The 26,116-nt window shown below is 53.2% G+C and carries 21 protein-coding genes; 16 read left to right on the forward strand and 5 right to left on the reverse strand.

Annotation, left to right across the window (positions count from 1 at the left end; translation table 11 throughout):
- Window positions 1–537: 537 nt before the first annotated feature.
- The gene (locus AC0LWE_RS00005) at window positions 538–1,797 is read right to left on the reverse strand and encodes a dicarboxylate/amino acid:cation symporter (protein WP_219347631.1); all 1,260 of its coding nucleotides are present in this window, start codon (window positions 1,795–1,797) and stop codon (window positions 538–540) included.
- A gap of 437 nt (window positions 1,798–2,234) precedes the next feature.
- Here AC0LWE_RS00005 and AC0LWE_RS00010 point away from each other — a divergent pair, with 437 nt between their 5' ends.
- The 11 genes from AC0LWE_RS00010 to cheZ all read left to right on the forward strand — a co-directional run bounded on the left by AC0LWE_RS00010 (window position 2,235) and on the right by cheZ (window position 13,857).
- Window positions 2,235–2,804 (forward strand): Csu type fimbrial protein, encoded by a 570-nt coding sequence (locus AC0LWE_RS00010; protein WP_059179678.1) that lies wholly within the window; start codon window positions 2,235–2,237, stop codon window positions 2,802–2,804.
- Window positions 2,805–2,818: 14 nt separating this feature from the next.
- Window positions 2,819–3,367, forward strand: a complete 549-nt coding sequence (locus tag AC0LWE_RS00015) for a Csu type fimbrial protein (protein WP_059179679.1) — start codon at window positions 2,819–2,821, stop codon at window positions 3,365–3,367.
- Window positions 3,368–3,383: 16 nt separating this feature from the next.
- Entirely contained in the window at window positions 3,384–4,145 is a 762-nt protein-coding gene (locus AC0LWE_RS00020) for a fimbrial biogenesis chaperone (protein ID WP_202693054.1), read from the forward strand.
- The gene (locus AC0LWE_RS00025) at window positions 4,121–6,505 is read left to right on the forward strand and encodes a fimbria/pilus outer membrane usher protein (RefSeq protein ID WP_219347632.1); all 2,385 of its coding nucleotides are present in this window, start codon (window positions 4,121–4,123) and stop codon (window positions 6,503–6,505) included. Before AC0LWE_RS00020 ends, AC0LWE_RS00025 begins: the two co-directional genes overlap by 25 nt.
- On the forward strand, window positions 6,502–7,467 hold the full coding sequence (locus AC0LWE_RS00030) for a Csu type fimbrial protein (RefSeq protein WP_219347633.1): 966 nt from the start codon (window positions 6,502–6,504) through the stop codon (window positions 7,465–7,467). Before AC0LWE_RS00025 ends, AC0LWE_RS00030 begins: the two co-directional genes overlap by 4 nt.
- An 84-nt stretch (window positions 7,468–7,551) precedes the next feature.
- Window positions 7,552–9,219, forward strand: coding sequence for a methyl-accepting chemotaxis protein II (gene tar / locus AC0LWE_RS00035; protein WP_219347634.1), 1,668 nt, complete (start codon window positions 7,552–7,554; stop codon window positions 9,217–9,219).
- A gap of 43 nt (window positions 9,220–9,262) precedes the next feature.
- The gene (tap, locus tag AC0LWE_RS00040; protein ID WP_219347635.1) at window positions 9,263–10,864 is read left to right on the forward strand and encodes a methyl-accepting chemotaxis protein IV; all 1,602 of its coding nucleotides are present in this window, start codon (window positions 9,263–9,265) and stop codon (window positions 10,862–10,864) included.
- A 19-nt stretch (window positions 10,865–10,883) separates the two neighbouring features.
- On the forward strand, window positions 10,884–11,750 hold the full coding sequence (gene cheR, locus AC0LWE_RS00045; protein WP_015959457.1) for a protein-glutamate O-methyltransferase CheR: 867 nt from the start codon (window positions 10,884–10,886) through the stop codon (window positions 11,748–11,750).
- Complete coding sequence (locus AC0LWE_RS00050) at window positions 11,747–12,796, forward strand: protein-glutamate methylesterase/protein-glutamine glutaminase (protein WP_059179685.1); 1,050 nt, start codon at window positions 11,747–11,749, stop codon at window positions 12,794–12,796. Before cheR ends, AC0LWE_RS00050 begins: the two co-directional genes overlap by 4 nt.
- A gap of 16 nt (window positions 12,797–12,812) precedes the next feature.
- Complete coding sequence (gene cheY / locus AC0LWE_RS00055; protein WP_015959455.1) at window positions 12,813–13,202, forward strand: chemotaxis response regulator CheY; 390 nt, start codon at window positions 12,813–12,815, stop codon at window positions 13,200–13,202.
- Between the two features lie 10 nt (window positions 13,203–13,212).
- Entirely contained in the window at window positions 13,213–13,857 is a 645-nt protein-coding gene (cheZ, locus tag AC0LWE_RS00060; RefSeq protein ID WP_059179686.1) for a protein phosphatase CheZ, read from the forward strand.
- Between the two features lie 45 nt (window positions 13,858–13,902).
- On the opposite strand, the gene AC0LWE_RS00065 is transcribed toward cheZ, so the two are convergent.
- The 4 genes from AC0LWE_RS00065 to AC0LWE_RS00080 all read right to left on the reverse strand — a co-directional run bounded on the left by AC0LWE_RS00065 (window position 13,903) and on the right by AC0LWE_RS00080 (window position 18,995).
- A complete protein-coding gene (locus tag AC0LWE_RS00065) occupies window positions 13,903–15,054 on the reverse strand; it encodes a fimbrial protein (protein WP_059179687.1) in 1,152 nt (383 codons plus the stop codon).
- A complete protein-coding gene (locus AC0LWE_RS00070; RefSeq protein WP_219347636.1) occupies window positions 15,044–17,599 on the reverse strand; it encodes a fimbria/pilus outer membrane usher protein in 2,556 nt (851 codons plus the stop codon). The genes AC0LWE_RS00065 and AC0LWE_RS00070 overlap by 11 nt, the downstream gene beginning before the upstream one ends.
- An 11-nt stretch (window positions 17,600–17,610) precedes the next feature.
- Entirely contained in the window at window positions 17,611–18,297 is a 687-nt protein-coding gene (locus AC0LWE_RS00075) for a fimbrial biogenesis chaperone (protein WP_219347637.1), read from the reverse strand.
- A 128-nt stretch (window positions 18,298–18,425) separates the two neighbouring features.
- The gene (locus AC0LWE_RS00080) at window positions 18,426–18,995 is read right to left on the reverse strand and encodes a fimbrial protein (RefSeq protein WP_219347638.1); all 570 of its coding nucleotides are present in this window, start codon (window positions 18,993–18,995) and stop codon (window positions 18,426–18,428) included.
- Window positions 18,996–19,508: 513 nt separating this feature from the next.
- Here AC0LWE_RS00080 and flhB point away from each other — a divergent pair.
- The 5 genes from flhB (at window position 19,509) to bglB (ending at window position 26,110) form a co-directional block, all read left to right on the forward strand.
- Window positions 19,509–20,657 (forward strand): flagellar biosynthesis protein FlhB, encoded by a 1,149-nt coding sequence (flhB, locus tag AC0LWE_RS00085; RefSeq protein ID WP_059179691.1) that lies wholly within the window; start codon window positions 19,509–19,511, stop codon window positions 20,655–20,657.
- A complete protein-coding gene (gene flhA, locus AC0LWE_RS00090; RefSeq protein WP_131487887.1) occupies window positions 20,650–22,728 on the forward strand; it encodes a flagellar biosynthesis protein FlhA in 2,079 nt (692 codons plus the stop codon). Before flhB ends, flhA begins: the two co-directional genes overlap by 8 nt.
- Complete coding sequence (gene flhE, locus AC0LWE_RS00095) at window positions 22,728–23,120, forward strand: flagellar protein FlhE (RefSeq protein ID WP_059179693.1); 393 nt, start codon at window positions 22,728–22,730, stop codon at window positions 23,118–23,120. The genes flhA and flhE overlap by 1 nt, the downstream gene beginning before the upstream one ends.
- 262 nt (window positions 23,121–23,382) lie before the next feature.
- On the forward strand, window positions 23,383–24,966 hold the full coding sequence (locus AC0LWE_RS00100) for an MFS transporter (RefSeq protein ID WP_219347639.1): 1,584 nt from the start codon (window positions 23,383–23,385) through the stop codon (window positions 24,964–24,966).
- Between the two features lie 4 nt (window positions 24,967–24,970).
- Window positions 24,971–26,110, forward strand: coding sequence for a beta-galactosidase BglB (gene bglB, locus AC0LWE_RS00105; protein ID WP_219347640.1), 1,140 nt, complete (start codon window positions 24,971–24,973; stop codon window positions 26,108–26,110).
- Window positions 26,111–26,116: the final 6 nt, after the last annotated feature.

Below are 26,116 nucleotides of genomic sequence, written 5' to 3' on the forward strand. Positions count from 1 at the left end.
ATCGCGCCCCCCTTAACAATCCCGGCGACCCGCAATAAAATCGGTGCTTCGCACTGCGCTCACCTCACGACTTTCTGCCTTCGGTCGGCTCAACTCAACATCCTGTCTCGCTTCGCCTCTGTCCGCCATCCCTGGCGTCCAGCCCTTGTCATTCAGTCTCCGGTTCGCCGATTTAAGCGGGGACTCAACATCCGTACCAAATGTATACGACCAGCGATGCTGGCGGGGGCGATGAGTCCGGCCGAAAATTGCCGAGATGTTTCCCCGGAGCCGGGTCTCCGCGCAAGGATGCGCGGAGAGGGCGGGACCTGCATGGATGCAGGATCCTGCCCGACCCGAAGCAGAGGGGAATAAGTCGAGGGTACCGCTAAGCGGCAATTTTCATTGCCGGGAGCCGGGATTGTAAAGGGGGCGGCGATAGCCCCCTTTACACGTTCACTGCAGCGGATATTAAAGGTCATTGAGAAACTTGAGTGAACGGAATTTTTCCACCGTTATCCCATAAAATACATTTGGATAGTGGGGAGAATCGCCAGATTACGCTTCCTGCTCAATAAGCTCTGGCTCCTCCTCCAGCAACCCCTCATTCTGCGCCAGCATCGCAGTCGCAATCCCATTCCCCAGCACATTAATCGCAGAACGTCCCATATCCAGGAAGTGATCGATACCCATCAGCAGTAAAATCCCGGCAACCGGAATATGGAAACTGGGAATGGTAGCGGCCAACACCACCAGCGCAGAACGTGGCACGCCGGCAATACCTTTTGACGCCAGCATCAGGGTTAGCATCAGCACGGTCACTTCAGCTAAACTCAGCTGAATATTGTACGCCTGGGCGATAAACATCGATGCAAACGAGCAATACACCATTGAGCCCACCAGATTAAAAGAATATCCGATCGGCAGAACAAACGAGACGATATTGCGCGAGCAGCCGAAGCGCGTGAGCTGTTCCAGCGTTTTTGGGTAAGCCGCCTCAGAGCTGCTGGTGGTAAACGCCACCAGCACCGGGTCTTTCAGCATGCTGACCAGGCGGAAAACCTCTTTCTTCAGCACCATATATCCCACCGCCAGCAGTACCAGGCAGGTGAGCATAATGGCAACATAATATCCGCCGATAAACGACGCGTAGTTCAGCAGAATTCCCAGACCCTGTGTCGCGATGACCGATGAAATGGCCGCGAAAATAGCCAGCGGCGCAACGTACATCACATAGCCCGTCACCTTGAGCATGATATGGGAAACCACATCGAGCGCGGCAACGAGCGGGGCGTTGAATTTGTCGCCCAGGGACGCGCCGCCAATCCCGAAGAACATTGAAAATACAACAATTTGCAGGATTTCGTTGTTGGCCATCGCCCCGGCAATGCTGGTGGGGATGGTGTGCGACAGGAACGCTTTCAACGACATCCCGCTGACGGCCAGCCCCGTGTCGACAGATTCGACGGGGATCGCCAGGTTCAGGCCGCTGCCCGGTTGTTCGAGTGTAACAATGAACAATCCCACCAGAATGGAGAGCACGGAGGAGCTGATAAACCACACCATCGCTTTACCGCCAACGCGCCCAATGGTTGAGGTTTCGCCGAGTCGCATGATCCCCACCGTCAGGGTGCTGAACACCAGCGGAGCAATAACCATTTTGATAAGACGGAGAAAAATATCGGTGAGGAGCGTGATGTTATCAGCCCAGGCCGCGATGGCGCTGGCCGATGCGTACTCGTGAATTGCTGCCCCTGAAAGAATACCCGCCAGCATGAAAATCACGATGAAGAGCGTGAGTTTGTTTGCACTTGCCACGAAAAAAGACCCTCTGTTATGCAATGAAGTGAAGTGTTTACCGCACGCTGAGTCATATAATTTTTTAATTTCAGCGCATCTAAATATTCATCACATAAATTGAAGTAAAGCGAACATGCATACAACTATTTTTTAAAATTTATTATTTTAGTTGTCCTTGCGATATCGATATATTGTGACGTGCATCACAGAATAATGAATATATCTTCATGTTAGCAGTGATTAACGTCCTCGGGGTAAATGTAACACTTTGTTTTATCGTGAAATAAACCGTAAATCAGGCAATGGTCGTAGATGAAAACAGGTAGGTGGTTGAACCCTCATCCGTAAACTAAATTCACACTAGCTGCTCATCAGGAATGTTAAGCGGTGCTAACAGATTGAGTGTTATCAATAAAATATGAAAAGCGAAGGTTGCATTTTCTGGAGGGCAGTAAATGAAAAGTAAACTCCTTCTGATATGTACAGGTGGATTATTGGCCATGGCGGCACAGAATGCCGGGGCAGTGACCAGCAGCGGGACCATTGGCGCAACGTTAACATTGACAAATGGTTGCCTGATCAATGGCTCACCGACACAAAACGGCATTAATTTCGGGAGCCTGGACTTCGGTACACATCCCGCCACATTTTCAACTCTAACGACCCAGCTCACCGGCGCCAGCGGTGGGAATACCTTTACGATTCAATGCACCACCGCCAGTTATACGGTCGCGATCACGGGTAATACCAACTCTACGGCACCGGGCACGGTGGTCGGCACGCCTGGCACACCGGCGCGGTATCTTGTGAACACCGCCAATACCGCTCAGGGCGTGGCTTACAGCCTCTTCAGCGACAGCGGATTCAATAATATTATCGCGAACAACGCGCCTATTCCTGTGGCATCAACGGCAGGGGGCATCGACAGCTACACCCTGTATGGACGAATTACGGGGGGCGGCAACAGTGTGACCGTCGTACCGGGCACGTATACCGATACCATCAACGTCAGCGTGACCTACTAGCTCAAGCGCTGGAAATGACAGAAGTGATTCCTGATCTGCGACAACGTGCAGAGGGAAAACTGCATGCTTTTTTTGCCCTGGCGCTATGCCTGCTTAGCGCAACTTCCGTGCAAGCGGTCACCACGCAGTCGTTCCAGGTCGCCGCGACCATCACGCCAGGATGCTCGGTGACGGCGGGAACCGGTGGCGTACTGGGAGCGCTGAATTTTGGCACGCGCTCAGGCGTGGCGACCGGTCAGGTGAGCACCAGTTTTGTACCCAACGGATCGTTATCTATTGCCTGTACGCCGGGTGTTTCGCTGAGTATGAGCATTGATGGTGGGCAGCATTACGCGTCAGTACGTCGAATGCAGCGTGCCGGTGGAACAGACGTGGTGGCATATCGGCTTTACAGCAGCAGTTCGCTGGCGGCCAACAGTGAAATAGGCCTCAATCAGGCCGTTCCGGTGACTTATACCAACAGCAACAATATTGCGCTGCCGCTCTTTGGTGTAGCGCTTTTGACGGGATTCAGTCCCGCAGGTACTTATTCAGATCAACTCACCGTGACGCTGTCCTGGTGAAACAGGGAGAAGGTTGATGAAGGCATCTTATTTACGCTACGGCGTACTGAGTTTAGGGGTGATGTTTGCGGCACTGACGGGCAAGACGCACGCGGCGGCGACGATTCTGCTCTGGCCAATCGATCCGTGGCTGTCTGCCGACACCAAAGCCACGGAATTATGGATCCAGAATCAGGGTAACAGCGCCACTACCATGCAGGTGCGCATCGTGCGATGGAAGCAGGAAAACGGATATGAACGCTACACGGCGCAGCAGGATGTGGTTGCCAGCCCGCCGATTGTCACCATTGGCAAAGAGGGCAAGCAGCTAATTCGTCTTATCAAACAAAACACGGTCCCCATGGGTGTCGAGCAAGCCTACCGCATTATTGTCGATGAAATCCCCCAGCCAAACGACAACGCCCAGCCCGAGATCGGCCTGAAAATCCAAATGCGCTATTCCATCCCGTTATTCGTGTATGGCCAGGGTATCCCGACCATTAAGGAAGGGGCGCATCATGCGCTGGTTGACCCGAAGAACCTGAGCTGGCGGATTATCCAGGAGGGAGGGAAACCAGCGGTGCAGGTGCAAAATCAGGGGGATACTCACGTCAGGATAAGCCACGTGGCGATGCAGGAGGGAGGGCAGAATCGTACGATCGCTGACGGACTGCTGGGCTACGTGCTGCCGCACAGCACCCGCAGTTGGCCGCTGCCGTCCGGGTTTCAGCGACCTAACCAGATGAGTGCGCAAATTAATGCCAGAGATACGCAATGGCAGTCTGCGCCGGTCAACTGAAACGGACGATGATCATTCTGCTTTGCGTGACGACGAGCGCCTGGGCGGCATCTGGTGACGACAGTTTACCGCCCCCGCCGGACGCGCAGACGATGAACAACGACGCCATTTTCCAGCTCTCGGTCGTGATAAATCACTACGACACGGGGCTGGTGGTGCCTGTCACGCAGCGTAATGGCACCTTTTTTATCTCCAGTGCCGATCTGCTGCGCGCCGGTCTGCCGCCTGAGCAGGTGCCGACGGGTGAGGTGAATCTCTCGCAGCTGGCTAACGTGCGCGTGGAGTATGACAGTGCCGCGCAACGCCTGTTGCTCACCGTGCCGCGCGAGTGGGTTTCAGCGCGGGTGACGCCATTCGGCGGCCAGCCCAGGCAGAGCAAACCCCAGTTTGGCCGCGGCGCGTTGCTCAATTACGATCTCTACACCAATCATACCGAACACCTTGGCGGCCAGGCATCGCTGTGGCATGAATTCCGCTATTTCAACGAAAACGGGTCGCTCTCTTCAACGGGCTATACCCGCAAAACGTTTACCGGCAACAAGGGGCAGGAAGAGGGCTACGTGCGGTATGACACCACCCTGACGATGACCAACGAAGAGGACGCCACCACCTGGACCGCCGGGGATGTGATCAGCGATGCCGTCAGTTGGAGCAGCAGCGTGCGTATGGGCGGCATCAGCTATGGACGTGACTTCTCGCTGCGCCCGGATCTGGTGACCTGGCCACTGCCCGAGTTTTCGGGTGAAGCCGCCGTGCCGACGTCGGTCGATCTGTTCATCAACGGCTATCGCTCCGGATCAACGCAATTACAGCCCGGTCCTTTCACGCTCACCAATTTGCCGTATATCAACGGTGCCGGCGATGCCGTGCTCATCACCACCGATGCGCTGGGGCGTCAGGTGAGTACCACCATGCCATTTTACGTTACCAGCGAACTCTTAAAGCAGGGACTGAGTGACGGTGCCGTGACGCTGGGGAGCCTGCGACGCAATTATGGCATTAAGAATTTTGATTATGGCCCCGCAGCGGGCAGCGGATCGTATCGCTATGGTCTGACCGACTGGCTGACGCTTGAGGGGCACGGAGAAGGGGCCGAAGAGCTGGCATTAGGCGGTGCAGGGACCATCGTCAAACTCGGGCGCTATGGTGTGGTCAACTCCTCTTATACTCACAGCCGCATGCACGGGGAGGAAGGCGGGCAAACCAGCTGGGGTTATCAGTACAGTACCAGCGAATTCAGCCTTGCCACCCAGCATTCGCGCCGCGATCGGGGATACGGCAATCTGGCGCTTTACGATCAACCCACGATTTACGATGAAAAAAATCAGCCCATTGCCAGCCTGAGCCGTAATACCGACCAATATTCCCTGACGTTTAACCTTGGTAATTTCGGCAATATCGGCGCGGCATGGATTGGCGTTGAGAGTTTTGACAGTCAAAAAACCGAGCTATTGAACCTGTCGTGGAGCCGTAATTTGTGGGGCAGTAGCAGTCTCTATCTGGCTGCCAGCCGCGATCAGCAGCGTGGTGACTGGACGGTTGCTATGTCGCTACAAATCCCGCTGGGTGAACGCGACAGCGCCGCCGTGACGTTCGAAAATACGCCTGATTCGGGCAGCACGCAACGCGTGAACTACAACCACTCCATGCCCACGGATGGCGGATTGAGCTGGAACATGGCCTGGGCAAATCAATCTCAATCGCGCAACTATCAGCAGGCCTCGCTGGGCTGGCGTAATAGTAATATCGAACTGCAGGGCGGCGGATACGGTGAGCAGGACAGGATGACCTGGTGGGGCGAAGCGATGGGCTCGATTGTGCTGATGGATGGCGAACTGTTCGCCGCAAACAAAATTAACGACGCGTTTGTGGTGATCAGCACCGATGGGCATCCCGATGTCCCCGTAAATTACGAAAATCAGCCTGTCGGTAAGACCAACAATAACGGCTATCTGCTGATCAGCGGTGTCTCGGCCTATTATCCGGCGAGCTACAGCATCAACACGCTGAATTTGCCGGCAGATACGCGGCTAAAAGAGACCGAACGCCGCGTCGCTATCCGTCGTAACAGCGGTTTTCTGGTGGATTTCCCGATGGAGCAAGAGCGGGTCGCCAGCGTGATTCTTCATGATGTGGATGGGGTCGCTATTCCGGTCGGGAGTCAGGTCAGACGCGCGTCTCGCAGTACGGCGGTGGTGGGTTATGACGGCATCGCCTGGCTTGAGAATTTGAATAATGTGAACCCGCTGGACGTGATTATGCCGGGGGGCAAGCGCTGTCACGCTACGCTCACGGTAGGCGCGAATCCTGAACATAAATTGCAAACCTTCGGACCGCTGACCTGTCGGGAGGGACCATGAAACGCCTGTTGCTCCTACTCCTGCTGCTGATGACATCGGGCGGCAGTTGGGCGGCATGTAACGTGAGTACCGTCAACGCGTCGTTTGGCAGTGTCACCTCGTTTGCTCTCAGCGGGGCGGGAGAGGTCGAAACGACGGGCACGCTGGTAGTGAGCTGCGATGCGGTATTGAATTTATTGACCAACGATTCGGTGACGCTGAATTACACATCGGCAACCGTGTCGGCAAACAGCCGCGCCACCATGAAGCGCACGGATAATGCGGCCATCACGGATGTGATTCCGACGCGGTTATGCGGTTTGACCGGCTGCTCGGGCAGCACCGAAGTGCAAATCGCCAAAGCTTATACCTGGAGCGGCAGCACGCTGCTCAGCCTGTTGGGTGCAAAACAGTACAATATCCCGCTCTATTTCCGCACCGTTCCCGGACAAAACGTCACGGCGGGGCCGTATCAGGTGATCTTAACGTTTAGCATTAACTACAACGTCTGTTCGGTCGGCCTGGTAGGGGTTTGCCTGACCCCGCAAACCGGGACAGCGACGACCAGCATCACGCTCAATATGAACGTGACAAATGACTGTAGCGCGATGACCACGCCAAACGTCAATTTCAACAGTGCACCGCTGGTGCAAAATTTCCCGACCATTTCCCAGGCCGTATCCGTGACCTGTACCAAAGGCAGCGTGTACACGATTGGCATTAACAATGGGGTCAACGCGCTCAACGGCGTACGCAGAATGGTGAGCGGAAATAACGCGATGAGTTACGACATTTACAAAGGCGCAACAAGCAACCGCTGGGGCGGCAGCGGAACGGAACGCTGGGCAAGCTCAGCCTCGTCGCAAGTCAGTGCTGACGGGCTTTTACGCACCTATAATTACACCGCCAAAGTTCTCACCACCCAGGCCACTCCTCCCGCCGGAACCTATAACGACACCCTGATCGTTGACGTCATGTTCTAAGCTCACGCTTTTCCCTTTCGCAAATGTAAAGTTCCTGCTACCCGTGCCGATAACACCGTTAATAAAACTTAGAGAAGGTGTTGTATGTTGAACCGTATCCGCGTAGTCACAATGCTGATGATGGTGCTGGTCATTTTCGCACTTTTGCAGCTTATTTCCGGTGGGCTATTTTTCTCATCTTTGAAACAAAATCAGGAGAGCTACACGGCTTCAAACGATCTGCGTTTGCAGCAGCGTGAACTCACTTCGGCCTGGGATCTGATGCTGCAAACGCGTATCAACCTGAGCCGCTCCTCCGCCCGTATGATGATGGACCCCAATAATCAACAGAGCACGGCTAAAACAGACCTGTTGAAAAATGCACGTGCCACGCTGGCGGATGCGGCGAAACATTACGACGCCTTCAAACAAATTACGCCTCAGCCTGCGATGGAGCAGGTGAGTCTTAACATTGATGAAAAATATAACAACTACGCTGCAGGGCTGACGGAACTGATTCAGTTCCTCGAGAGCGGTAATACGGATGCCTATTTCGCCCAACCGACCCAGGGAATGCAAAATGCACTGGGGGCTGCGCTTAAAGAATACGACACCGCCAGCAGCCAGCAATATCTTACGGCGCTAACAGAAACCCGTGACGATTACCGCTTTGCCAAATGGCAGATGGCGGTTCTGGCATTGGCATTAGTGATTGTGCTGGTGGGCGTCTGGTACGGCATTCGTCATATTCTGCTGAATCCGTTAGGGAACGTTATCGGCCATATTCGTGAAATCGCCAGTGGCGATCTCACCAAAAAGCTGACGATTTCCGGACGTAACGAAATCACTGAACTGGCGAGCAGCGTGGATCACATGCAGCGCTCCCTCACGGAAACCGTGGCCAATGTGCGTCAGGGATCAGATGCGATTTACACCGGTACCAGCGAAATCGCGATGGGCAACAACGACCTCTCCTCGCGTACTGAAGAGCAGGCCTCCGCGCTGGAAGAGACGGCCGCCAGCATGGAACAGCTGACCGCCACCGTGAAGCAAAACGCCGACAACGCCCGTCAGGCGTCTCAGTTGGCTGAAAGAGCCTCAGAAACGGCGCTGCACGGCGGGAAAGTGGTGGATGGTGTGGTGAAAACCATGCAGGAAATCACCGGCAGTTCGAAAAAAATCGCCGATATCATCAGCGTGATCGATGGAATTGCCTTCCAGACCAATATCCTGGCACTGAACGCCGCAGTTGAAGCCGCGCGCGCAGGTGAACAAGGACGTGGGTTTGCCGTCGTTGCGGGTGAAGTGCGTAACCTTGCGAGCCGCAGCGCAAATGCGGCCAAAGAAATTAAAACCCTGATTGATGACTCCGTTTCACGCGTCAATACCGGTTCAGTGCTGGTTGAGAGCGCCGGTGAAACGATGACGGACATCGTTAACGCGGTGACCCGCGTGACGGACATCATGGGCGAAATTGCCTCGGCATCTGACGAACAAAGCCGGGGGATCGATCAGGTCGCTCTGGCCGTACAAGAAATGGATCGCGTTACACAACAAAACGCCGCGCTGGTGCAGGAGTCCGCTGCGGCGGCCGCTGCGCTGGAAGACCAGGCGAGCCGTCTGAAGATGGCCGTCTCGGCGTTCCGCCTTACCTCTACGCCTGTCAATACGGATACGTCGCGTGCAGTTTTTGCCGGGACGACGTCTGCCGCTGTGGTGAAAAACACCCGTGCGACGGCCCATGGAAAAGAAGAAAACTGGGAAACATTTTGACTGAAATTTAACTGCGGCAGATTGCCGCTTGATGGGAGCGTGGATGTTAAATCGTATTCGTATCTCGACCACACTGTTTTTAATTCTGATCCTTTGCGGTGTGTTGCAGGTTGGCAGTAACGGGTTGTCTTTTTGGGCTTTTCGCGATGGCTATCAGAACTTACAGGAAGTTGAGACGAGTAATCAGCAACGCTCCACGCTCGCACAAACGCGCGCGGTGCTTTTGCAGGCCAGCACTGCGCTGAACAAAGCGGGCACATTAACCGCGCTGAGCTATCCGCCTGATGACATCAAGGCGCTGATGACCACCGCACGCGACAGCCTGAAGCAGGCGCAAGCGCAATTTAAAGCTTTTGCCGAGCAGGAAGCGGTCAGTGAAAAAGGGAAAGCGCTGACAGCGCAAATGCAGAAGGATTATGCGCAGTGGCACAGCGATCTGGAGCATCAGGCGACCTGGCTTGAGAACAATCAGCTGTCGGATTTCTTGACCGCACCGGTGCAGGATTCCCAGGCCGCATTCGATAAAAGCTTTAACGCCTGGCAGCAGGATATTAATCAGTTCGTGGCCAAGGCCAGCGGAGACAGCCAGACCAGCTATCACATGTCGGGCGTCATTTTTGCCACGATGGTGGTGCTGGCGGCACTGTTGACAGCCGCGTCGTTGCTCTGGTCGCGCAGAATGATTGTGCTGCCGCTGGCGATTATCAGCAGCCATTTTGACAGTATCGCGAAAGGCAACCTGGCGCGTCCGGTTTCGGTGTATGGCAAGAACGAAATTTCGGCGATTTTTGCCAGCCTTAAGGCCATGCAAGGTTCGCTGCGTGAAACCGTTACCGATGTGCGTCAGGGCAGTTATGCCATGCACACTGGGATTTCAGAAATTGCGGCGGGGAATAACGATTTGTCCTCGCGAACAGAACAGCAGGCGGCCTCGCTGGCGCAAACGGCGGCCAGCATGGAAGAGTTGACGGCGACGGTGAGCCAGAACGCCGATAACGCCCGTCAGGCGTCGGACCTGGCGAAGCGAGCGGCACAAACCGCCACAAAGGGCGGCGAACAGGCTTCGCACGTTGCGACCACGATGCAGGATATCGCCACCAGTTCGCAGAAAATTGGTGACATTATTAGCGTAATCGATGGAATTGCGTTTCAGACCAATATTCTGGCACTGAACGCCGCAGTCGAAGCCGCGCGCGCCGGTGAGCAGGGCCGTGGCTTTGCCGTGGTCGCCGGTGAAGTCCGTAATCTGGCCAGCCGCAGCGCGAACGCGGCGAAAGAGATAAAAGTGTTAATCGAAGAGTCAGTTTCTCGCGTTCAGCAAGGGTCTGAACTCGTCGATACCGCCGCGCACACCATGACGGAAATCGTCACGTCGGTCACGCGAGTGAACGACATCATGGGCGAAATAGCATCCGCCTCTGACGAACAACGCCGTGGGATTGAGCAGGTTGCTCTGGCGGTGACGCAAATGGATCAGGTAACGCAACAGAACGCTTCGCTTGTAGAAGAAGCGGCCGCCGCTACCGACCAGCTCGCAAATCAGGCCGATCATCTGACAAGTCTGGTTGCGGTATTTAACGTGAAAGAGCAAGTCGAAAAAGTAGCCGAAGCCGGACGGTCGCAGACCGTGCCCGTTGTAACCTGAAAGTGATTAAGAAGGCGCCATGACAACACCACAGCCCTCGGGCCAATCGTCATTATTGTTGCAAATGACCCAGCGCCTCGCGCTGTCCGACGCGCATTTCCGTCGGATCTGTCAGTTGATTTACCAGCGTGCTGGGATTGTGCTCGCCGATCATAAGCGAGACATGGTCTACAACCGACTGGTCAGGCGCTTACGTACCCTTGAGCTTGATGACTTTGGTCGTTACTTGAGCATGCTGGAGGCCAACCAAAACAGTGCAGAGTGGCAGGCATTTATTAACTCGCTGACCACCAACCTGACGGCGTTTTTCCGCGAAGGTCACCATTTCCCGGTGCTTGCGGAGCACGCGCGTAAACGTGGCGGTGAGTATCGTGTCTGGAGTGCCGCCGCGTCTACAGGTGAAGAACCGTATTCACTGGCGATTACGCTCGCTGATACGTTGGGAATGGCGCCTGGACGCTGGAAAGTCTATGCCAGCGATATCGATACCGAAGTGCTGGAAAAAGCACGCAACGGTGTGTATCGCCTTGAAGAGCTGAAAACGCTGTCACCTCAACAGTTACAGCGCTATTTCATGCGCGGAACCGGGCCCCATGAAGGGCTGGTTCGTGTGCGTCAGGAGCTGGCGAATTGTGTCGAATTTGCCTCGGTAAACCTGCTGGATAAGCAGTACAACGTGCCGGGTCCGTTTGACGCTATTTTTTGTCGTAACGTAATGATTTATTTTGACAAAACGACGCAGCAGGACATTCTGCGTCGTTTCGCCCCGCTGCTTAAGCCGGATGGCTTGTTGTTTGCAGGGCACTCGGAGAACTTCAGCAACCTCGCCCGCGAATTTAGCCTACGTGGACAAACGGTTTATGCGCTGAGTAAGGAAAAAGCATGAGTAAAATCAGGGTTTTATCTGTCGATGACTCCGCGCTTATGCGCCAGATCATGACTGAGATTATCAACAGTCATAGCGATATGGAGATGGTGGCCACTGCCCCCGATCCTCTGGTCGCGCGTGATTTAATTAAAAAATTTAACCCCGACGTGCTCACGCTGGATGTGGAAATGCCGCGTATGGATGGCATTGATTTTCTTGAAAAATTAATGCGTCTGCGCCCAATGCCCGTGGTGATGGTGTCTTCCCTGACAGGGAAAGGCTCAGAGATCACCCTGCGCGCGCTGGAGCTAGGGGCGATAGATTTCGTCACCAAACCGCAGCTCGGCATTCGTGAAGGGATGTTAGCCTACAGCGAAATGATCGCAGAGAAAATTCGTACCGCTTCGCGGGCAAAACTGGCGGCGCATACGCCTGTTGCGGCTCCCGTGGCGATTAAAGCTGGACCGCTGCTGAGCTCGGAGAAGTTGCTGGTGATTGGCGCGTCAACCGGAGGAACAGAGGCAATTCGCCATGTACTCCAGCCATTGCCGCTCTCAAGTCCCGGTATTCTTATTACCCAGCATATGCCGCCAGGTTTTACCCGTTCGTTCGCGGAGCGTCTGAATAAGCTGTGTCAGATTAGCGTTAAAGAAGCGGAAGATGGCGAACGTGTTCTGCCCGGTCATGCCTATATTGCGCCGGGTGACAAACATATGGAGCTGGCGCGCAGTGGCGCTAACTACCAAATCAAAATTCATGACGGACCGCCGGTTAACCGGCATCGTCCGTCAGTGGATGTGCTGTTTCATTCGGTGGCGAAACATGCGGGGCGCAATGCCGTTGGGGTTATCCTGACGGGCATGGGCAACGACGGTGCGGCCGGAATGCTAGCGATGCATAAGGCTGGCGCATGGACGATTGCGCAGAATGAAGCAAGTTGTGTGGTGTTCGGCATGCCGCGCGAGGCCATCAATATGGGTGGCGTGAGCGAAGTGGTCGATCTTAGCCAGGTAAGCCAGCAAATGCTGGCGAAAATCAGTGCCGGACAGGCAATACGTATTTAACGAGGAGTGTAGTTTTATGGCGGACAAAGAGCTCAGATTTTTGGTTGTGGATGACTTTTCCACCATGCGTCGCATCGTACGCAATCTGCTGAAAGAGCTGGGTTTTAATAACGTTGAAGAAGCAGAAGACGGTGTCGATGCGCTGAACAAACTGCAAGCCGGTGGCTTTGATTTTGTTATTTCTGACTGGAACATGCCTAACATGGATGGTCTGGAACTGCTGAAAACAATTCGCGCTGACGGCAATATGTCTTCTCTCCCGGTTCTGATGGTGACAGCAGAAGCCAAGAAAGAAAACATTATTGCGGCAGCACAGGCGGGCGCGAGCGGTTATGTGGTTAAACCATTTACTGCTGCGACCCTGGAAGAGAAACTCGGCAAGATCTTCGAGAAACTCGGCATGTGAGGTGCTGGTGATGATGCAATCTTCTATTAAACCCGTTGACGCGCTTTCGCCCAACGACATAATTGTTCGCATTGGTAGCCTGACGCGCATGCTGCGTGACAGCTTACGCGAGTTGGGCCTGGATCAGGCGATTGCCGAAGCAGCCGAAGCGATTCCTGATGCACGCGATCGTCTGGACTACGTCGTACAGATGACCGCGCAGGCAGCAGAGCGTGCGCTGAACAGTGTTGAAGCGTCGCAGCCGCACCAGGATGCGATGGAAAAAGGCGCGAAATCGCTGAGCAAACGTTGGGATGCGTGGTTCGAAAATCCAATCGAACTGACCGATGCGCGTGAGCTGGTGACCGATACGCGTCAATATCTGGGTGAAGTGCCGGATCATACCAGCTTCACCAATGCTCAGCTGTTGGACATTATGATGGCGCAGGATTTCCAGGACCTTACGGGCCAGGTCATCAAGCGTATGATGGATGTGATTCAGGAAATCGAACGTCAGTTACTGATGGTACTCCTGGAAAACATGCCGGAACCCGCATCACGTCCGAAACGCGAGAATGAAAGCCTGTTGAATGGCCCGCAACTCGATACCACCAAGGCGGGCGTTGTCGCCAGCCAGGATCAGGTGGACGATCTGCTGGACAGCCTCGGATTCTAATTGTTGCGATGTATACGCAGGTTGTTTGCGCAACCTGCGTATCGCTTAACGCAAATCCATTTTTACCGTGACGTTACCTTCAAATTTACCGGGTTCAGGCGTTTTACTGGTGGTGCTGACGGGCGCGGCTTTGATGCGCACGACGCCATTCCCCTGATCGTCCATTGGGACCGGGAACTCGAATGTGCCGTCTAGTGCCACGCTTTGATTATTCTCGTCATACACTCTCACCCCCACATCCTCTTTATCGAGCATTTTGGCGATCAGCGGATCGCTGCTATCGACAACGCCCTGATCGGCAGTCAGCGTTAGCTTGATTCTGTCATTATTCCCAACAGCGTTATCATCGCAGTGGTAAGAAATGTCGACATTTTTCAGGGCGTATCCCTGAGGTGGTTGGCTTTTACCGCTAAACTGTTTGCTCACGATATTGCCAAAATCGACCTCAATCGTACTGCCTTCATTAATGGTGCAGCTTAACGGGGCAGAGAGCGATCCGCTCAGCCAGATATTTGAGACCTGCTGCGCGTCGCTGAAGCTACAACTTCCTGAACCAAAATAAAGACAGGTATAGTTTTGAACGACGAGCGTGGACGGAATCGCTTCTTTGCCAATAATCGGTTTTTTGATGTAAAACTTTGCACCAATCACGTTTAATTTAAATTTTCGTTTAACGGACGTTGAGTCAGCAGGGCGTGTACTCTCACTGCATACGCTGGCTGTGCCTTCTTTTGTTTTAATATCTTCAATTGTGTTAGACATTGAGGAAAGTGATGTTGGGTACTGATTAATACTCAGTCCGAATAATCCAGCGCCATCAGGTGAATTGACTGCATCCGTATATCCCCTGACATCGATATCCACTTTATCAGTCAAATATCCATACCCGCTGACGCCTGGCGAAAGTGGGCTACCCGCCAATGTGAGTTCCAGCACAGGTGTGGAGCCAGAGATGTTTTTAGGACAGCTGCAGTTAGCCTCTATTTCCATTCCATCGCCGATTAAATGATCCACATTGATATCGTGATGAGTAATATTTTCACTGGCGTTTAACTCGCGGTCATAGGTGATGTTGTATTCTTGTGGTGCGCCAAAGCAACCATGCAAGATAGTAGCTGCGGGCGCTGAAGCCGAAAAGACGAGACTCAGCACTACACCTGTGCAGGTGCGAAAAAGGGTTTTTATATCAGTTAACATGTTTCATTTCCTGCTGACAAATTGCGCGGACGGAGCGAATGCCTGTTGGGTTTATCGCATTTTGCGATGAATCCAACGACACGTTGGCCGTGCATTGCTGGTTTGGTGCATTACCCCACTTAACATCGAGCTGGACGTTGTCCGATACACCGGCAAGATAGAGCGTGCCGGTCTCGTCAACGATGCCGCTGATAACCGGTGACCGTGCGGAGGCGATAGCGCCAAAGGGAACGGTTTTGCCATCGCTACGGATTAAGGTAATGAGCGCGCGGTAGCCGACATGGGCCTCAAAACGGGCGACGACACCTGCATTACGGGAAGGAATCACCGTGACGGCCGTATCCGTGGTATCGACGTTTTCAGGCAAACTGGTGGTATCAATGCGGATACGGTTTTCCTGATATGGGCTCAGTGAAGGGATGATGGCATTTCCCTGCCAGTCAGTCTGAATGCCACGCTGGTTCTGGAAACGTACGCCTGATGCATGGTTCGCATTGACAATAGCGAATTGACTTCCTAAGGGTTGGGCAAGCGTCACCCCCAGAGGATGCGCCACCACTGCGCCACTGACGCCATAGCTGAGCTGCTGGGAATTATCAGAAGAGTAGTAATAACCTGCGTTGAGGTTGGCATACTGCGAACGATAGCTGCCGTAAACACTGCTGGTATCTTCCCCGTCGTGGTTTGAGTGACTTTGCTGAAGGGAATAGCTCAAGCGCTCGTCTTCGAGCAATGTGCCATTCACTCCCACGTTTTGTCGTGTGTAACCGTGTTTGCTGTTACTGATGTTGTAGCTGCTCCAGGCGCGGGGGAGCCATTGGCTCAGCGGCATACTCAAGCCGAAAGAAACCATCTGGTCATTTTCACTGTCGTTGGTTTTACTGTAGGTGTACGCCAGATGGTAACTGATGCTTTTCACAACGGTATTCAGTCCGGCTGAAATGCTGCGTTCGGTCTGTGAGGTTTGCCAGTAATCCTGTTGATAACCATTCAGATAGAGGCTGACATCGTAAATCTTCTGGCTAATACTCGCCTGGATACGGTTACGTTTGTTATAGCGAAAAAGGTCATCATCTTCATGCTGATCGTACTTTTGGGTCGCATCAGCAAAGCTGTAGTAACCACGGGTGGAGTAGCGATAACTGGCCAGGGTGAAGTTTGTGTCGGTGGCATCCACTTTGCCAGAGTAAAGCAGGCGATACGACTGTCCGGTGCTTTTCTCATCATTATCGAGCTGCGCTTTCGCGATCGTGACGTCCGCTGAAATCGAACCTAAAGCACCGAGCGCGATACCCGTCCCGGTGTTGGCCGCTTGATAGTCCTGCGAGGTGGTCACGCCCCCGAAAACGGTCAAGTAGTTATTCACACCGTAGATAAGACTGCCCTGAGCGAAGACCGGCTCATTCTGATCGCTGCCACTGTCAGCTCGGTAACGCGCTGCGGTGAATTCATACTTCATTTGAGAGGGGCGTTGCATTACGGCGACGCTGGAGTAAGGCTGCGTGAAGCGATGTTCACTGCCATCCGCTTCTTTTACCGTGACTTCCAAGTCGCCGCTGTTGGTTGTGGAGTAGAGGTCGTCAATGGCAAAAGCACCGGGAGCGACGTTTTGCTGGTAAATAAGATAGCCGTTCTGGCGCACCGAAACTTCTGCATTTGAACTCGCAATTCCGCGAATCGTGGGTGCGTAGCCGCGTTGACTGTACGGCAGCATCTCTTCATCAGAAGCAATGTTGATGCCGCGATACTGCAGGCTGTCGAAAACCTCTCCACGCGTACTGCTCTCACCGCCGGTAAATTGCGCCTTCAATGCGTCGATATCATGTTGCAGATAGGTATTGATGGTATCCCAGCTGTTGGTATCGTCAGTTTTGCTCCAGGTGGAATAGTTACGCACGCGCCAGCCCCCGAGATTAGCGCCGTTACGTATATTCAGATACTGATTGGTTGTCCTGCTGTGCGAGTCATCCTCACTTTGTGATCCGGAAAAACTGTAATCGACAAAGGCCACCGGGGCACCATCGTCCCAACGTGAAGGATCGATATAACCTTTGCCATGACTGTTCATTGCCGCTTGTGGAATACTGAGGTTCAGCGTCATCACAGAAAAATCGAGCTTCGCTGCCGCCTGAGGAATGTAGTCACCGAGTGATTTTTCGAGAGGCGTGGTGGCCACTTGTGATGCAAGCGGAGGATATTTATCAATATCAATCCCCCATTTGCGCAGCATTTCAGGTGTCAGCTGTGGAACGAGAGCGCCACTTTTATCGCTGAGATACGTGATATCGACAGTCTCTATTTGGCTGTCGTTGACTCTGACTTTTGAGGAGTAGACGCCGGGTAACTGAGCATTGGATTTCGAAAATAATGACAGATCGATATCCTGTTGCATCAGCATGTCGCCCTCCAGTGAAGAAGGGGAGAAACGATACTCTCGCGCATGGGTCACAGCCGAAGCCATCATCAAAGCCCCGCCTAAATAACGAACAATCGGATTAAAGCGCAGGCGGCGCTGGCTAAGCGAGGAACAGAGTCCACGGGTCATTTTGTTTCGTCCTAAGCCAGTGTGAATGAGAATTGCGTTGAGGCATTACCGTAATCCGTGATGCAACGCCAGGTGACGTTTGTCCCGGTGACGCCCTCTGGAATGAGGATGCTGACGCTTGACTGAGGACTGACCTGATCGGCTTTTTCGATCTTCGTGTTACCCACCTTGAGGTTATCGAAGATGCTGTAGTAATCGCCGTTATTCACCACGGTCAGCATTTTGCCACTGCGCGTAAAACGAAGTTGTTTGCAGGTCTCGCTGGGCGTGCCTTTCAGGCCCGCGGGGCGCCAGAAGAGTTTCAGTCGCGTTTTATAGATCAAGCGCAGGACGTTTTTTTCATCGTCTTCCTTTGCCGTCGCCGGGATGGTGCGAATGTTCATGTAGAATAAGGATTCTTTATTTTCAGGCAGCGCAGCGCCATTCCATGCAATACGAAGGCTCTGCTCTTTTTCCGGATCCAGACGAAATAAAGGGGGCGTGACAATGAAGGGCCCGCGTGTTTTTCCATCACCCGTATCGGTCCAGGATTGCACCAGCCATGGCAGCGAGCGATCTTTATTCACCAGCGGAAGAGCAATCTCTTTTTTACCCGCTTCATAAATAATTCGTGTGCGCCCAATCTGTATGCCTGCAGCATGACTTATAGTGGTTGAAATAACCGGAATGCATAATAATAAAAGCGAGAAAATACGCATCAAAACTCCCTTTTAACGAATTTTATCTCAAGGGAAACGATAGTCCGAATAAGGATTCGGACTATCAATATGACTAACCCTTAAGGAAACGCTGCTAAAATATATGTTTTATGAATAAGGGGAGGGTATTAACGATAAAGAATATTCACTGTCAGGTCACCGTCGGCTGGACCAGCAGTCACTGTTGACGCGAAAGCTTTATATCGCGCATTAAAATCTGACTTAATCTGGTCTTCTGGAGCTTCAGGAAGATCGATGTAGACTTGTCCTTCCTTACCGTCCAGCGAAAGCAGTTGATCATCTTCTCCTTGAGCACTGATTGCGATGCCAACACCGGTTGCTGCGGTATCGCCAGTCGTGGCGCCTACATCCAGAAGAGTCGTAGCGCCAGTCAATGTTGTTGGGCCTGTAAGGGTTAACTGAACTTGCGGTAAGCCATCACTTTTTACCGGGCAATCAACGAGGGTGATTGAAAAGGGCACAAGAGTAGACTCATCTCCTACATCCGTAAATAAACTGGTGGGATAGGTTCCGAGAGGGACTGTGCTATCGGTGCCGTTATCACCTTTAATAGTACAGCTTGGTTCAATAATTTGACCGGTAAAATGGATAGTTCCGGCGTTGGTTTCAGCCGCACAGGCGCTGCCGGAAATAATCGCCAGAATAGTGGCGGCAATGACATTTTTCCTTAATTTCATAAGCTGAAGCTCCGTGAGATTTATATCCAGTAGTTGAATGTATTCATCGGGATTTATATGAACTTATTTCATCCCAGGGCTCAGTATACAACTTTGTTTATTTCAGGAAAGAGGTTGAGCAATGGTTTGAAAGTTTATCGGTCTATTTAAATGTGGCTGTAATATAACGCATTGGCATTTTAATATTAGCTTTTGTTATTAATTTAATACAGAGCATAGTTACTAATTATGAATGGCGTCGTAGTTCCCTTTAATTGTTGATTTTACTTAAGGGGAGTGTTGTTTTAATGTTTAAAAACGTCGATGAAACGGACCGTTTCTTTTATCTGTCCTAATGAATTAAAGGAAGTAATAATAACTATCGATCTAAATTTGGAGTGTTTAACGCGTTCAAATTGCCCTGTTTGCAGCGTTAAACGGGACAAAAAGGACAAGTTATATGAGCTTTTCCCCCCATTGGTCAGCTGCGGCTCTGGCATGATAAGCCTGACGTAATGGGCAGCGAGCACGACAGTGGCAGACGATAGCGACGACAAAACAGAAGCCCCCACACCCCACCGACTAGACAAAGCGCGTGAGGATGGGCAAGTCCCCCGATCCCGAGAACTGACATCCCTGCTGATTTTAATCGTAGGAGTATGCATTATCTGGTTCGGCGGCGGGGCGTTTGCCAACCGGCTGGCGGGTATGCTCTCGGCCGGGCTACGTTTCGACCACAGTATTGTCAATGACCAAAATTTGATACTTAGCCAAATTATCTTGTTGATAAAAAACGCGATGATGGCGTTGTTACCGTTGATCAGCGGTGTTGTAGTGGTTGCACTGGTATCGCCGGTCATGCTGGGTGGCCTGATATTCAGTGGGAAATCGCTGCAGCCCAAATTTTCAAAACTCAATCCGTTCCCGGGCATTGCGAGGATGTTTTCTGCGCAAACGGGCGCGGAGCTGCTCAAGGCAATCCTTAAGTCAGTGCTGATGGGCAGCACCGCCGGATTTTACCTTTGGCACCACTGGCCAGATATGATGCGCCTCATCAGTGAATCTCCGCTTACCGCCATGCGTAATGCGATGGATTTAGTGGGTTTCTGTGCGGTGCTGGTGGTGCTCAGTATCATCCCTATGGTTGGATTTGATGTGTTCTTCCAGATCTACAGCCATATCAAAAAACTGCGTATGTCCCGCCAGGATTTGCGCGACGAATATAAACAGATGGAAGGCGATCCGCATGTTAAAGGACGTATCCGTCAGATGCAGCGTGCCGCCGCGCGCCGTCGCATGATGGAAGATGTGCCGAAGGCTGACGTCATTGTCACCAACCCGACGCACTATTCTGTCGCACTAAAATACGACGAAAACAAAATGAGCGCGCCAAAAGTGGTCGCAAAAGGGGCGGGGCTGATTGCGCTACGCATTCGAGAAATTGGAAGTGAGAACCGCGTGCCGGTACTCGAAGCGCCGCCTTTAGCGCGTGCGCTTTATCGTCACGCTGAAATTGGTCAGCAAATTCCGGGGCAGCTCTACGCTGCCGTAGCGGAAGTGCTGGCATGGGTATGGCAATTGAAACGCTGGCGTTTAGCAGGCGGTCAACGACCTGAAAAACCTGGCAACCTTCCGGTGCCTGCAGCACTGGATTTTATGAATGAGAAGGACACTGATGGCTAATTTGGTGGCGATGTTGCGCCTGCCCAGCAACATGAAATCGGTACAATGGCAGATCCTTGCCGGACCGATTCTCATCCTGCTAATTCTGTCGATGATGGTGCTGCCGTTGCCAGCATTTATCCTCGATCTGCTTTTTACCTTCAATATTGCGCTGTCCATCATGGTGTTGTTGGTGGCGATGTTTACCCAGCGCACGCTGGAGTTTGCCGCGTTCCCTACCATTCTGCTGTTCACAACGTTATTGCGCCTGGCGCTGAACGTCGCGTCCACGCGTATCATTCTGATGGATGGTCATACGGGCGGTGCGGCAGCGGGTAAAGTGGTTGAAGCATTTGGCCACTTCCTGGTGGGCGGGAACTTTGCCATCGGTATCGTGGTGTTCGTGATCCTCGTTATCATCAACTTTATGGTCATTACCAAAGGTGCGGGACGTATCGCAGAAGTCGGCGCGCGTTTTGTACTGGACGGGATGCCAGGCAAACAGATGGCTATCGATGCCGATCTTAACGCCGGGTTGATTGGTGAAGATGAAGCGAAGAAACGCCGCTCTGATGTGACTCAGGAAGCTGATTTCTACGGTTCAATGGACGGTGCGAGTAAATTCGTTCGCGGTGATGCCATCGCCGGCATCCTGATCATGGTGATCAACGTGGTGGGCGGATTGCTGGTCGGTGTTCTGCAACACGGAATGGATATGGGCCAGGCGGCAGAGAGCTATACGCTGCTGACGATCGGTGACGGCCTTGTGGCGCAGATTCCCGCCCTCGTCATCTCTACTGCGGCAGGTGTTATCGTCACCCGCGTGAGCAACGACGAAGATGTCGGTCAGCAGATGGTGACGCAGTTGTTCACTAACCCGAACGTGCTGATGCTCTCTGCTGCCGTACTCGGTCTGCTCGGTATGGTGCCAGGCATGCCAAACTTCGTCTTCCTGCTTTTCACCGCGGCACTGCTTGGCCTGGCCTGGTGGTTACGTGGACGTGAAAACAAACCTGCTGTGGAAGCCGTCCCGGTCAAAATGCCGGAAAATACTCAGGCGGTTGAGGCAACCTGGAATGACGTCCAGCTTGAGGATTCCCTCGGGATGGAAGTGGGCTATCGTTTGATTCCGATGGTTGATTTCCAGCAGGACGGCGAACTGCTCGGGCGCATCCGCAGTATCCGTAAAAAATTCGCTCAGGATATGGGGTTCCTGCCGCCGGTGGTGCACATCCGTGACAACATGGATTTACCGCCAGCACGCTATCGCATTCTGATGAAAGGCGTTGAAATTGGCAGCGGTGACGCCTATCCAGGGCGCTGGTTGGCCATCAACCCAGGCACTGCGGCGGGCACGCTGCCCGGTGAGCAAACAATCGATCCGGCATTTGGCCTGGCGGCGATCTGGATTGAAAGTGCGCTGAAAGAACAGGCGCAGATCCAAGGCTATACGGTAGTTGAAGCCAGTACCGTGGTGGCGACGCACCTTAACCACCTTATTGGTCAGTTCTCGGCGGAACTGTTTGGACGCCAGGAAGCACAGCAGTTGCTCGATCGCGTCACGCAAGAGATGCCAAAACTGACTGAAGATTTAGTGCCGGGTGTGGTCACGTTAACCACGCTGCATAAGGTGCTGCAAAACCTGCTGGAAGAAAAAGTCCCGATCCGCGATATGCGCACCATTCTGGAAACGCTGGCGGAGCATGCTCCACTGCAAAGCGATCCGCATGAGCTGACCGCCGTGGTACGCGTGGCGTTAGGGCGCGCAATCACTCAGCAGTGGTTCCCGGGAACAGGAGAAGTCCAGGTCATTGGGCTTGATACACCGCTTGAGCGTTTGCTTCTGCAGGCATTGCAGGGCGGAGGTGGTCTCGAACCTGGCCTTGCCGATCGACTGCTGGCCCAGACGCAGGAAGCGCTTACGCGTCAGGAAATGCTCGGCGCACCGCCGGTACTGCTGGTAAACCACGCGCTTCGTCCGCTGCTCTCACGCTTCCTGCGCCGCAGTCTGACGCAACTGGTGGTGCTGTCGAATATGGAACTGTCGGATAACCGTCATATCCGTATGACGGCGACAATCGGAGGAAAATAATGCGCAGATGGCTTTTGATTTTACTGTTCCCGCTCGTGGCGCAAGCCGCCGGAGAGGGGGCATGGCAGGCCAGCAGTATCGGGATCACGCTCAGTAACCGTGGCGTATCGGCATCGTCACGACCGCTTTCGGCACCGGAGCCGGTTTCAGGGCTGATGACGCTGGTGGCCTGGCGTTATCAACTTATCGGTCCCACTCCCGCGGGGCTTCGCGTGCGGTTATGTGCGCAGACGCGCTGCACGGAACTCGACGGAGAAAGTGGCACAACGCGCGGGCTTGACGGCGTTCCCGCCATTGAGCCGCTGCGTTTCGTCTGGGAAGTGCCGGGCGGGGGGCGTTTGATTCCTGCACTCAAGGTTCAAAGTAACCAGGTGATTGTTAACTACCGCTAGTTGCCTGCCTTTTCACCAGCCGTTAGAAGAATCTGACGGCTGGCTCGCAAAAAATGACCCAACCTTTTGATGCAAGAGAAACGCTGTTTTATAAATCAGTGACACGCGTACTTAATCTCTTTGCATTATTGCCATTTGTTTCAGTGCGATGGCAGAAACAGAAAGGTATCCCCTTGGCGATAATTCTACTGTAGCCGTGTAAAAACTCCCGGATGAGGTTTGCTTCCCAGGGAGTCTCCCAAAACTGAAAGGGTTAACGGCAATGAAAACACGCAAAATAGGACTCGCAAATTACCTCGCTTACGGTTCAGGCGACTTTCTTGGCGCAGGCACGACTGCGCTGACGGCTGCCTGGCTTTTGTATTTTTACACGACCTTCTGTGGACTCACGCCGATTGAAGCGACATTCATCTTTGCTGCGGCAAGGGTTCTGGATGCCGTTGTCAGTCCGCTGATGGGCTTTTTGACGGACAATTTCGGGACCACCTGGCTCGGCAAACGGTTTGGTCGCCGCAAATTCTTCATCCTGCTGGGTATCCCCTGCGTATTCAGTTACTCACTGATGTGGGTAGGCGACATGGGATTCTGGTATTACCTGCTGACCTATCTGGTCTTTGATATCGTCTACACCATGATTCTGGTGCCGTATGAAACGCTGGTGCCGGAAATGACCGACGATTTCAAACAGAAGACCAAATTTTCTGGCGCGCGTATCTCCATGGCGCAGATGTCAGCGATTCTGGCCTCCTTCCTGCCGGGTATTTTGCTGACGCATTTTGGCAAAGACAACGCCGTCTCCTTCTTCTATGCAAGCCTGGTGTTCTCCGTACTCTGCGCCGTCATGCTGACATTCGTTTGGTTCTTTACCTGGGAACGTCCGCGAGGAGAGTGGTCTGAAGCAGCGCTCAGAGCGGAAGAAGAGAAGAAACAGCTCAACCTTGGGCAAAGCCTTAACCGTCTGTTTGTTGAGCTAAGTTCCACGCTGCGCGTGAAGATTTTCCGCCAGCATCTGGGGATGTATCTCGGCGGGTACATTGCGCAGGACGTGTTCAACGCCGTATTCACCTATTACGTCGTTTTCGTGCTGATGCAGGAAGCGTCGATGGCGTCTAACCTGCTGGGTACGATGGCGATCTTCCAGTTCATTGCCGTTATCGCGATGATCCCGCTGTGCATCCGTTTTGGACCCGCGCCGTCCTACCGCATGGTGGTGGTGCTGTTTGGTCTGGCGTCAATCTCCTACGCGGTGCTCTATTACGCAGGGCTTAGCGATGTTTACGCTCTGCTGTTGCTGGTCTCTGCTGTTGCGGGCCTGGGACGCGGCGGAATCAACTATGTCCCATGGAACGTTTACACCTATATCGCGGACGTCGATGAAGTGATCACCGGTCAGCGTCGAGAAGGGATTTTCGCCGGGATTATGACCCTGACGCGCAAAGCCTCGCAGGCGGGGGCCATCATGCTGGTCGGGATTGTGATGCAAATGTCTGGCTTTGTGAGTGGGCAGAAAACACAGCCAGCAGAGGTTAGCCACACCATTCTGATGATTCTGAGCGTAGGCACCATTTTGGTCCTGTTCTGTGGTTTCCTCGTCTCATTGCGCTTTAAGCTCAACCTGCAAACGCACAGCACGTTACGCGAAGAGACCGCCAAAATGCGTGAGTCCGGCCGGGCTATGCCTGAGACCACCACGCCGCAAGCCCGCGCCACCGTGGAAATGCTGGCGGGAATGCCATTCGAATCGCTGTGGGGTAACAACAATATTGGTTACCTGAATCGCAATAAACCTGTTGCACCTGCGCTGAAGGATCGCGCGGTACTGAACTCGACCTATCACAGAGGATAAGAAAATGAAGGTTTGGCCTGTCAAACATAGCCCGTTACTGCGTCAACCTGAGCATTTTATTGCCAGGGATGAACTGAAATCGTTGATTCAAAAGGTGACGCACAACCTGGTGAATATTCATGATAAAAACGGCGAGTTTTTATTGCGGCTGGACGACGGGCGCGTCATTGATACCAAAGGTTGGGCGGGGTGGGAGTGGACGCACGGCGTCGGTCTTTACGGAATCTGGCAGTATTACTGCCAGACCGGTGACGAGGAAATGCGTCACATCATCGATACCTGGTTTGCCGATCGCTTTGCTGAAGGTGCCACCACCAAAAACGTCAACACGATGGCGCCATTTCTGACGCTGGCGTATCGCTACGAAGAAACGCAAAACCCAACCTATCTGCCGTGGCTGCAAACCTGGGCGGAATGGGCGATGAATGACATGCCGCGTACGGACCATGGGGGGATGCAGCACATCACTCTGGCAGAAGAAAATTATCAGCAGATGTGGGATGACACGCTGATGATGGCGGTTCTGCCGCTGGCGAAAATCGGCAAATTATTGAATCGTCCGGATTATGTGGAAGAGTCGATTTATCAGTTTTTGCTCCATATCCAGAACCTGATGGACAGGGAAACGGGGCTGTGGTTCCACGGCTGGAACTACGACGGGCAGCACAATTTTGCGAAGGCGCGTTGGGCGCGCGGAAATAGCTGGTTAACGATCGTGATTCCCGATTTCCTTGAGCTGGTCGATTTACCAGAAAACAATGCCGTCCGCCGCTATCTGGTGCAGGTTTTAGATGCACAAATTGCGGCGCTGGCGAAGTGCCAGGATGAAAGTGGGCTGTGGCATACGCTGCTTGACGATCCGAATTCGTATCTGGAATCATCGGCGACGGCGGGTTTTGCTTACGGAATTTTGAAAGCGGTGCGTAAGCGTTATGTGAGTGCGGAATATGCCGACGTGGCGGAAAGGGCAATTCGCGGGATAGTGAAAAATATCTCAGCGGAAGGCGAACTGCTACAAACGTCGTTTGGCACGGGCATGGGCAGCAATCTGGAGTTTTACCGTCAGATCCCGAGGACCTCAATGCCATACGGACAGGCGATGGCGATTCTGTGTCTTACGGAATATCTGCGAAAATACTTCTGATAATAA

The sequence above is a fragment of the Lelliottia sp. RD5 genome, assembly GCF_056032945.1.

Excerpts from the sequence above, each read along its gene's own strand:
- AC0LWE_RS00010 (WP_059179678.1), top strand. The coding sequence starts at position 2,235 with ATGAAAAGTAAACTCCTTCTGATATGTACAGGTGGATTATTGGCCATG.
- AC0LWE_RS00015 (WP_059179679.1), top strand. The coding sequence starts at position 2,819 with ATGACAGAAGTGATTCCTGATCTGCGACAACGTGCAGAGGGAAAACTG.
- AC0LWE_RS00020 (WP_202693054.1), top strand. The coding sequence starts at position 3,384 with ATGAAGGCATCTTATTTACGCTACGGCGTACTGAGTTTAGGGGTGATG.
- AC0LWE_RS00025 (WP_219347632.1), top strand. The coding sequence starts at position 4,121 with ATGGCAGTCTGCGCCGGTCAACTGAAACGGACGATGATCATTCTGCTT.
- AC0LWE_RS00030 (WP_219347633.1), top strand. The coding sequence starts at position 6,502 with ATGAAACGCCTGTTGCTCCTACTCCTGCTGCTGATGACATCGGGCGGC.
- tar (WP_219347634.1), top strand. The coding sequence starts at position 7,552 with ATGTTGAACCGTATCCGCGTAGTCACAATGCTGATGATGGTGCTGGTC.
- tap (WP_219347635.1), top strand. The coding sequence starts at position 9,263 with ATGTTAAATCGTATTCGTATCTCGACCACACTGTTTTTAATTCTGATC.
- cheR (WP_015959457.1), top strand. The coding sequence starts at position 10,884 with ATGACAACACCACAGCCCTCGGGCCAATCGTCATTATTGTTGCAAATG.
- AC0LWE_RS00050 (WP_059179685.1), top strand. The coding sequence starts at position 11,747 with ATGAGTAAAATCAGGGTTTTATCTGTCGATGACTCCGCGCTTATGCGC.
- cheY (WP_015959455.1), top strand. The coding sequence starts at position 12,813 with ATGGCGGACAAAGAGCTCAGATTTTTGGTTGTGGATGACTTTTCCACC.
- cheZ (WP_059179686.1), top strand. The coding sequence starts at position 13,213 with ATGATGCAATCTTCTATTAAACCCGTTGACGCGCTTTCGCCCAACGAC.
- AC0LWE_RS00065 (WP_059179687.1), bottom strand. The coding sequence starts at position 15,054 with ATGTTAACTGATATAAAAACCCTTTTTCGCACCTGCACAGGTGTAGTG.
- AC0LWE_RS00070 (WP_219347636.1), bottom strand. The coding sequence starts at position 17,599 with ATGACCCGTGGACTCTGTTCCTCGCTTAGCCAGCGCCGCCTGCGCTTT.
- AC0LWE_RS00075 (WP_219347637.1), bottom strand. The coding sequence starts at position 18,297 with ATGCGTATTTTCTCGCTTTTATTATTATGCATTCCGGTTATTTCAACC.
- AC0LWE_RS00080 (WP_219347638.1), bottom strand. The coding sequence starts at position 18,995 with ATGAAATTAAGGAAAAATGTCATTGCCGCCACTATTCTGGCGATTATT.
- flhA (WP_131487887.1), top strand. The coding sequence starts at position 20,650 with ATGGCTAATTTGGTGGCGATGTTGCGCCTGCCCAGCAACATGAAATCG.
- flhE (WP_059179693.1), top strand. The coding sequence starts at position 22,728 with ATGCGCAGATGGCTTTTGATTTTACTGTTCCCGCTCGTGGCGCAAGCC.
- AC0LWE_RS00100 (WP_219347639.1), top strand. The coding sequence starts at position 23,383 with ATGAAAACACGCAAAATAGGACTCGCAAATTACCTCGCTTACGGTTCA.
- bglB (WP_219347640.1), top strand. The coding sequence starts at position 24,971 with ATGAAGGTTTGGCCTGTCAAACATAGCCCGTTACTGCGTCAACCTGAG.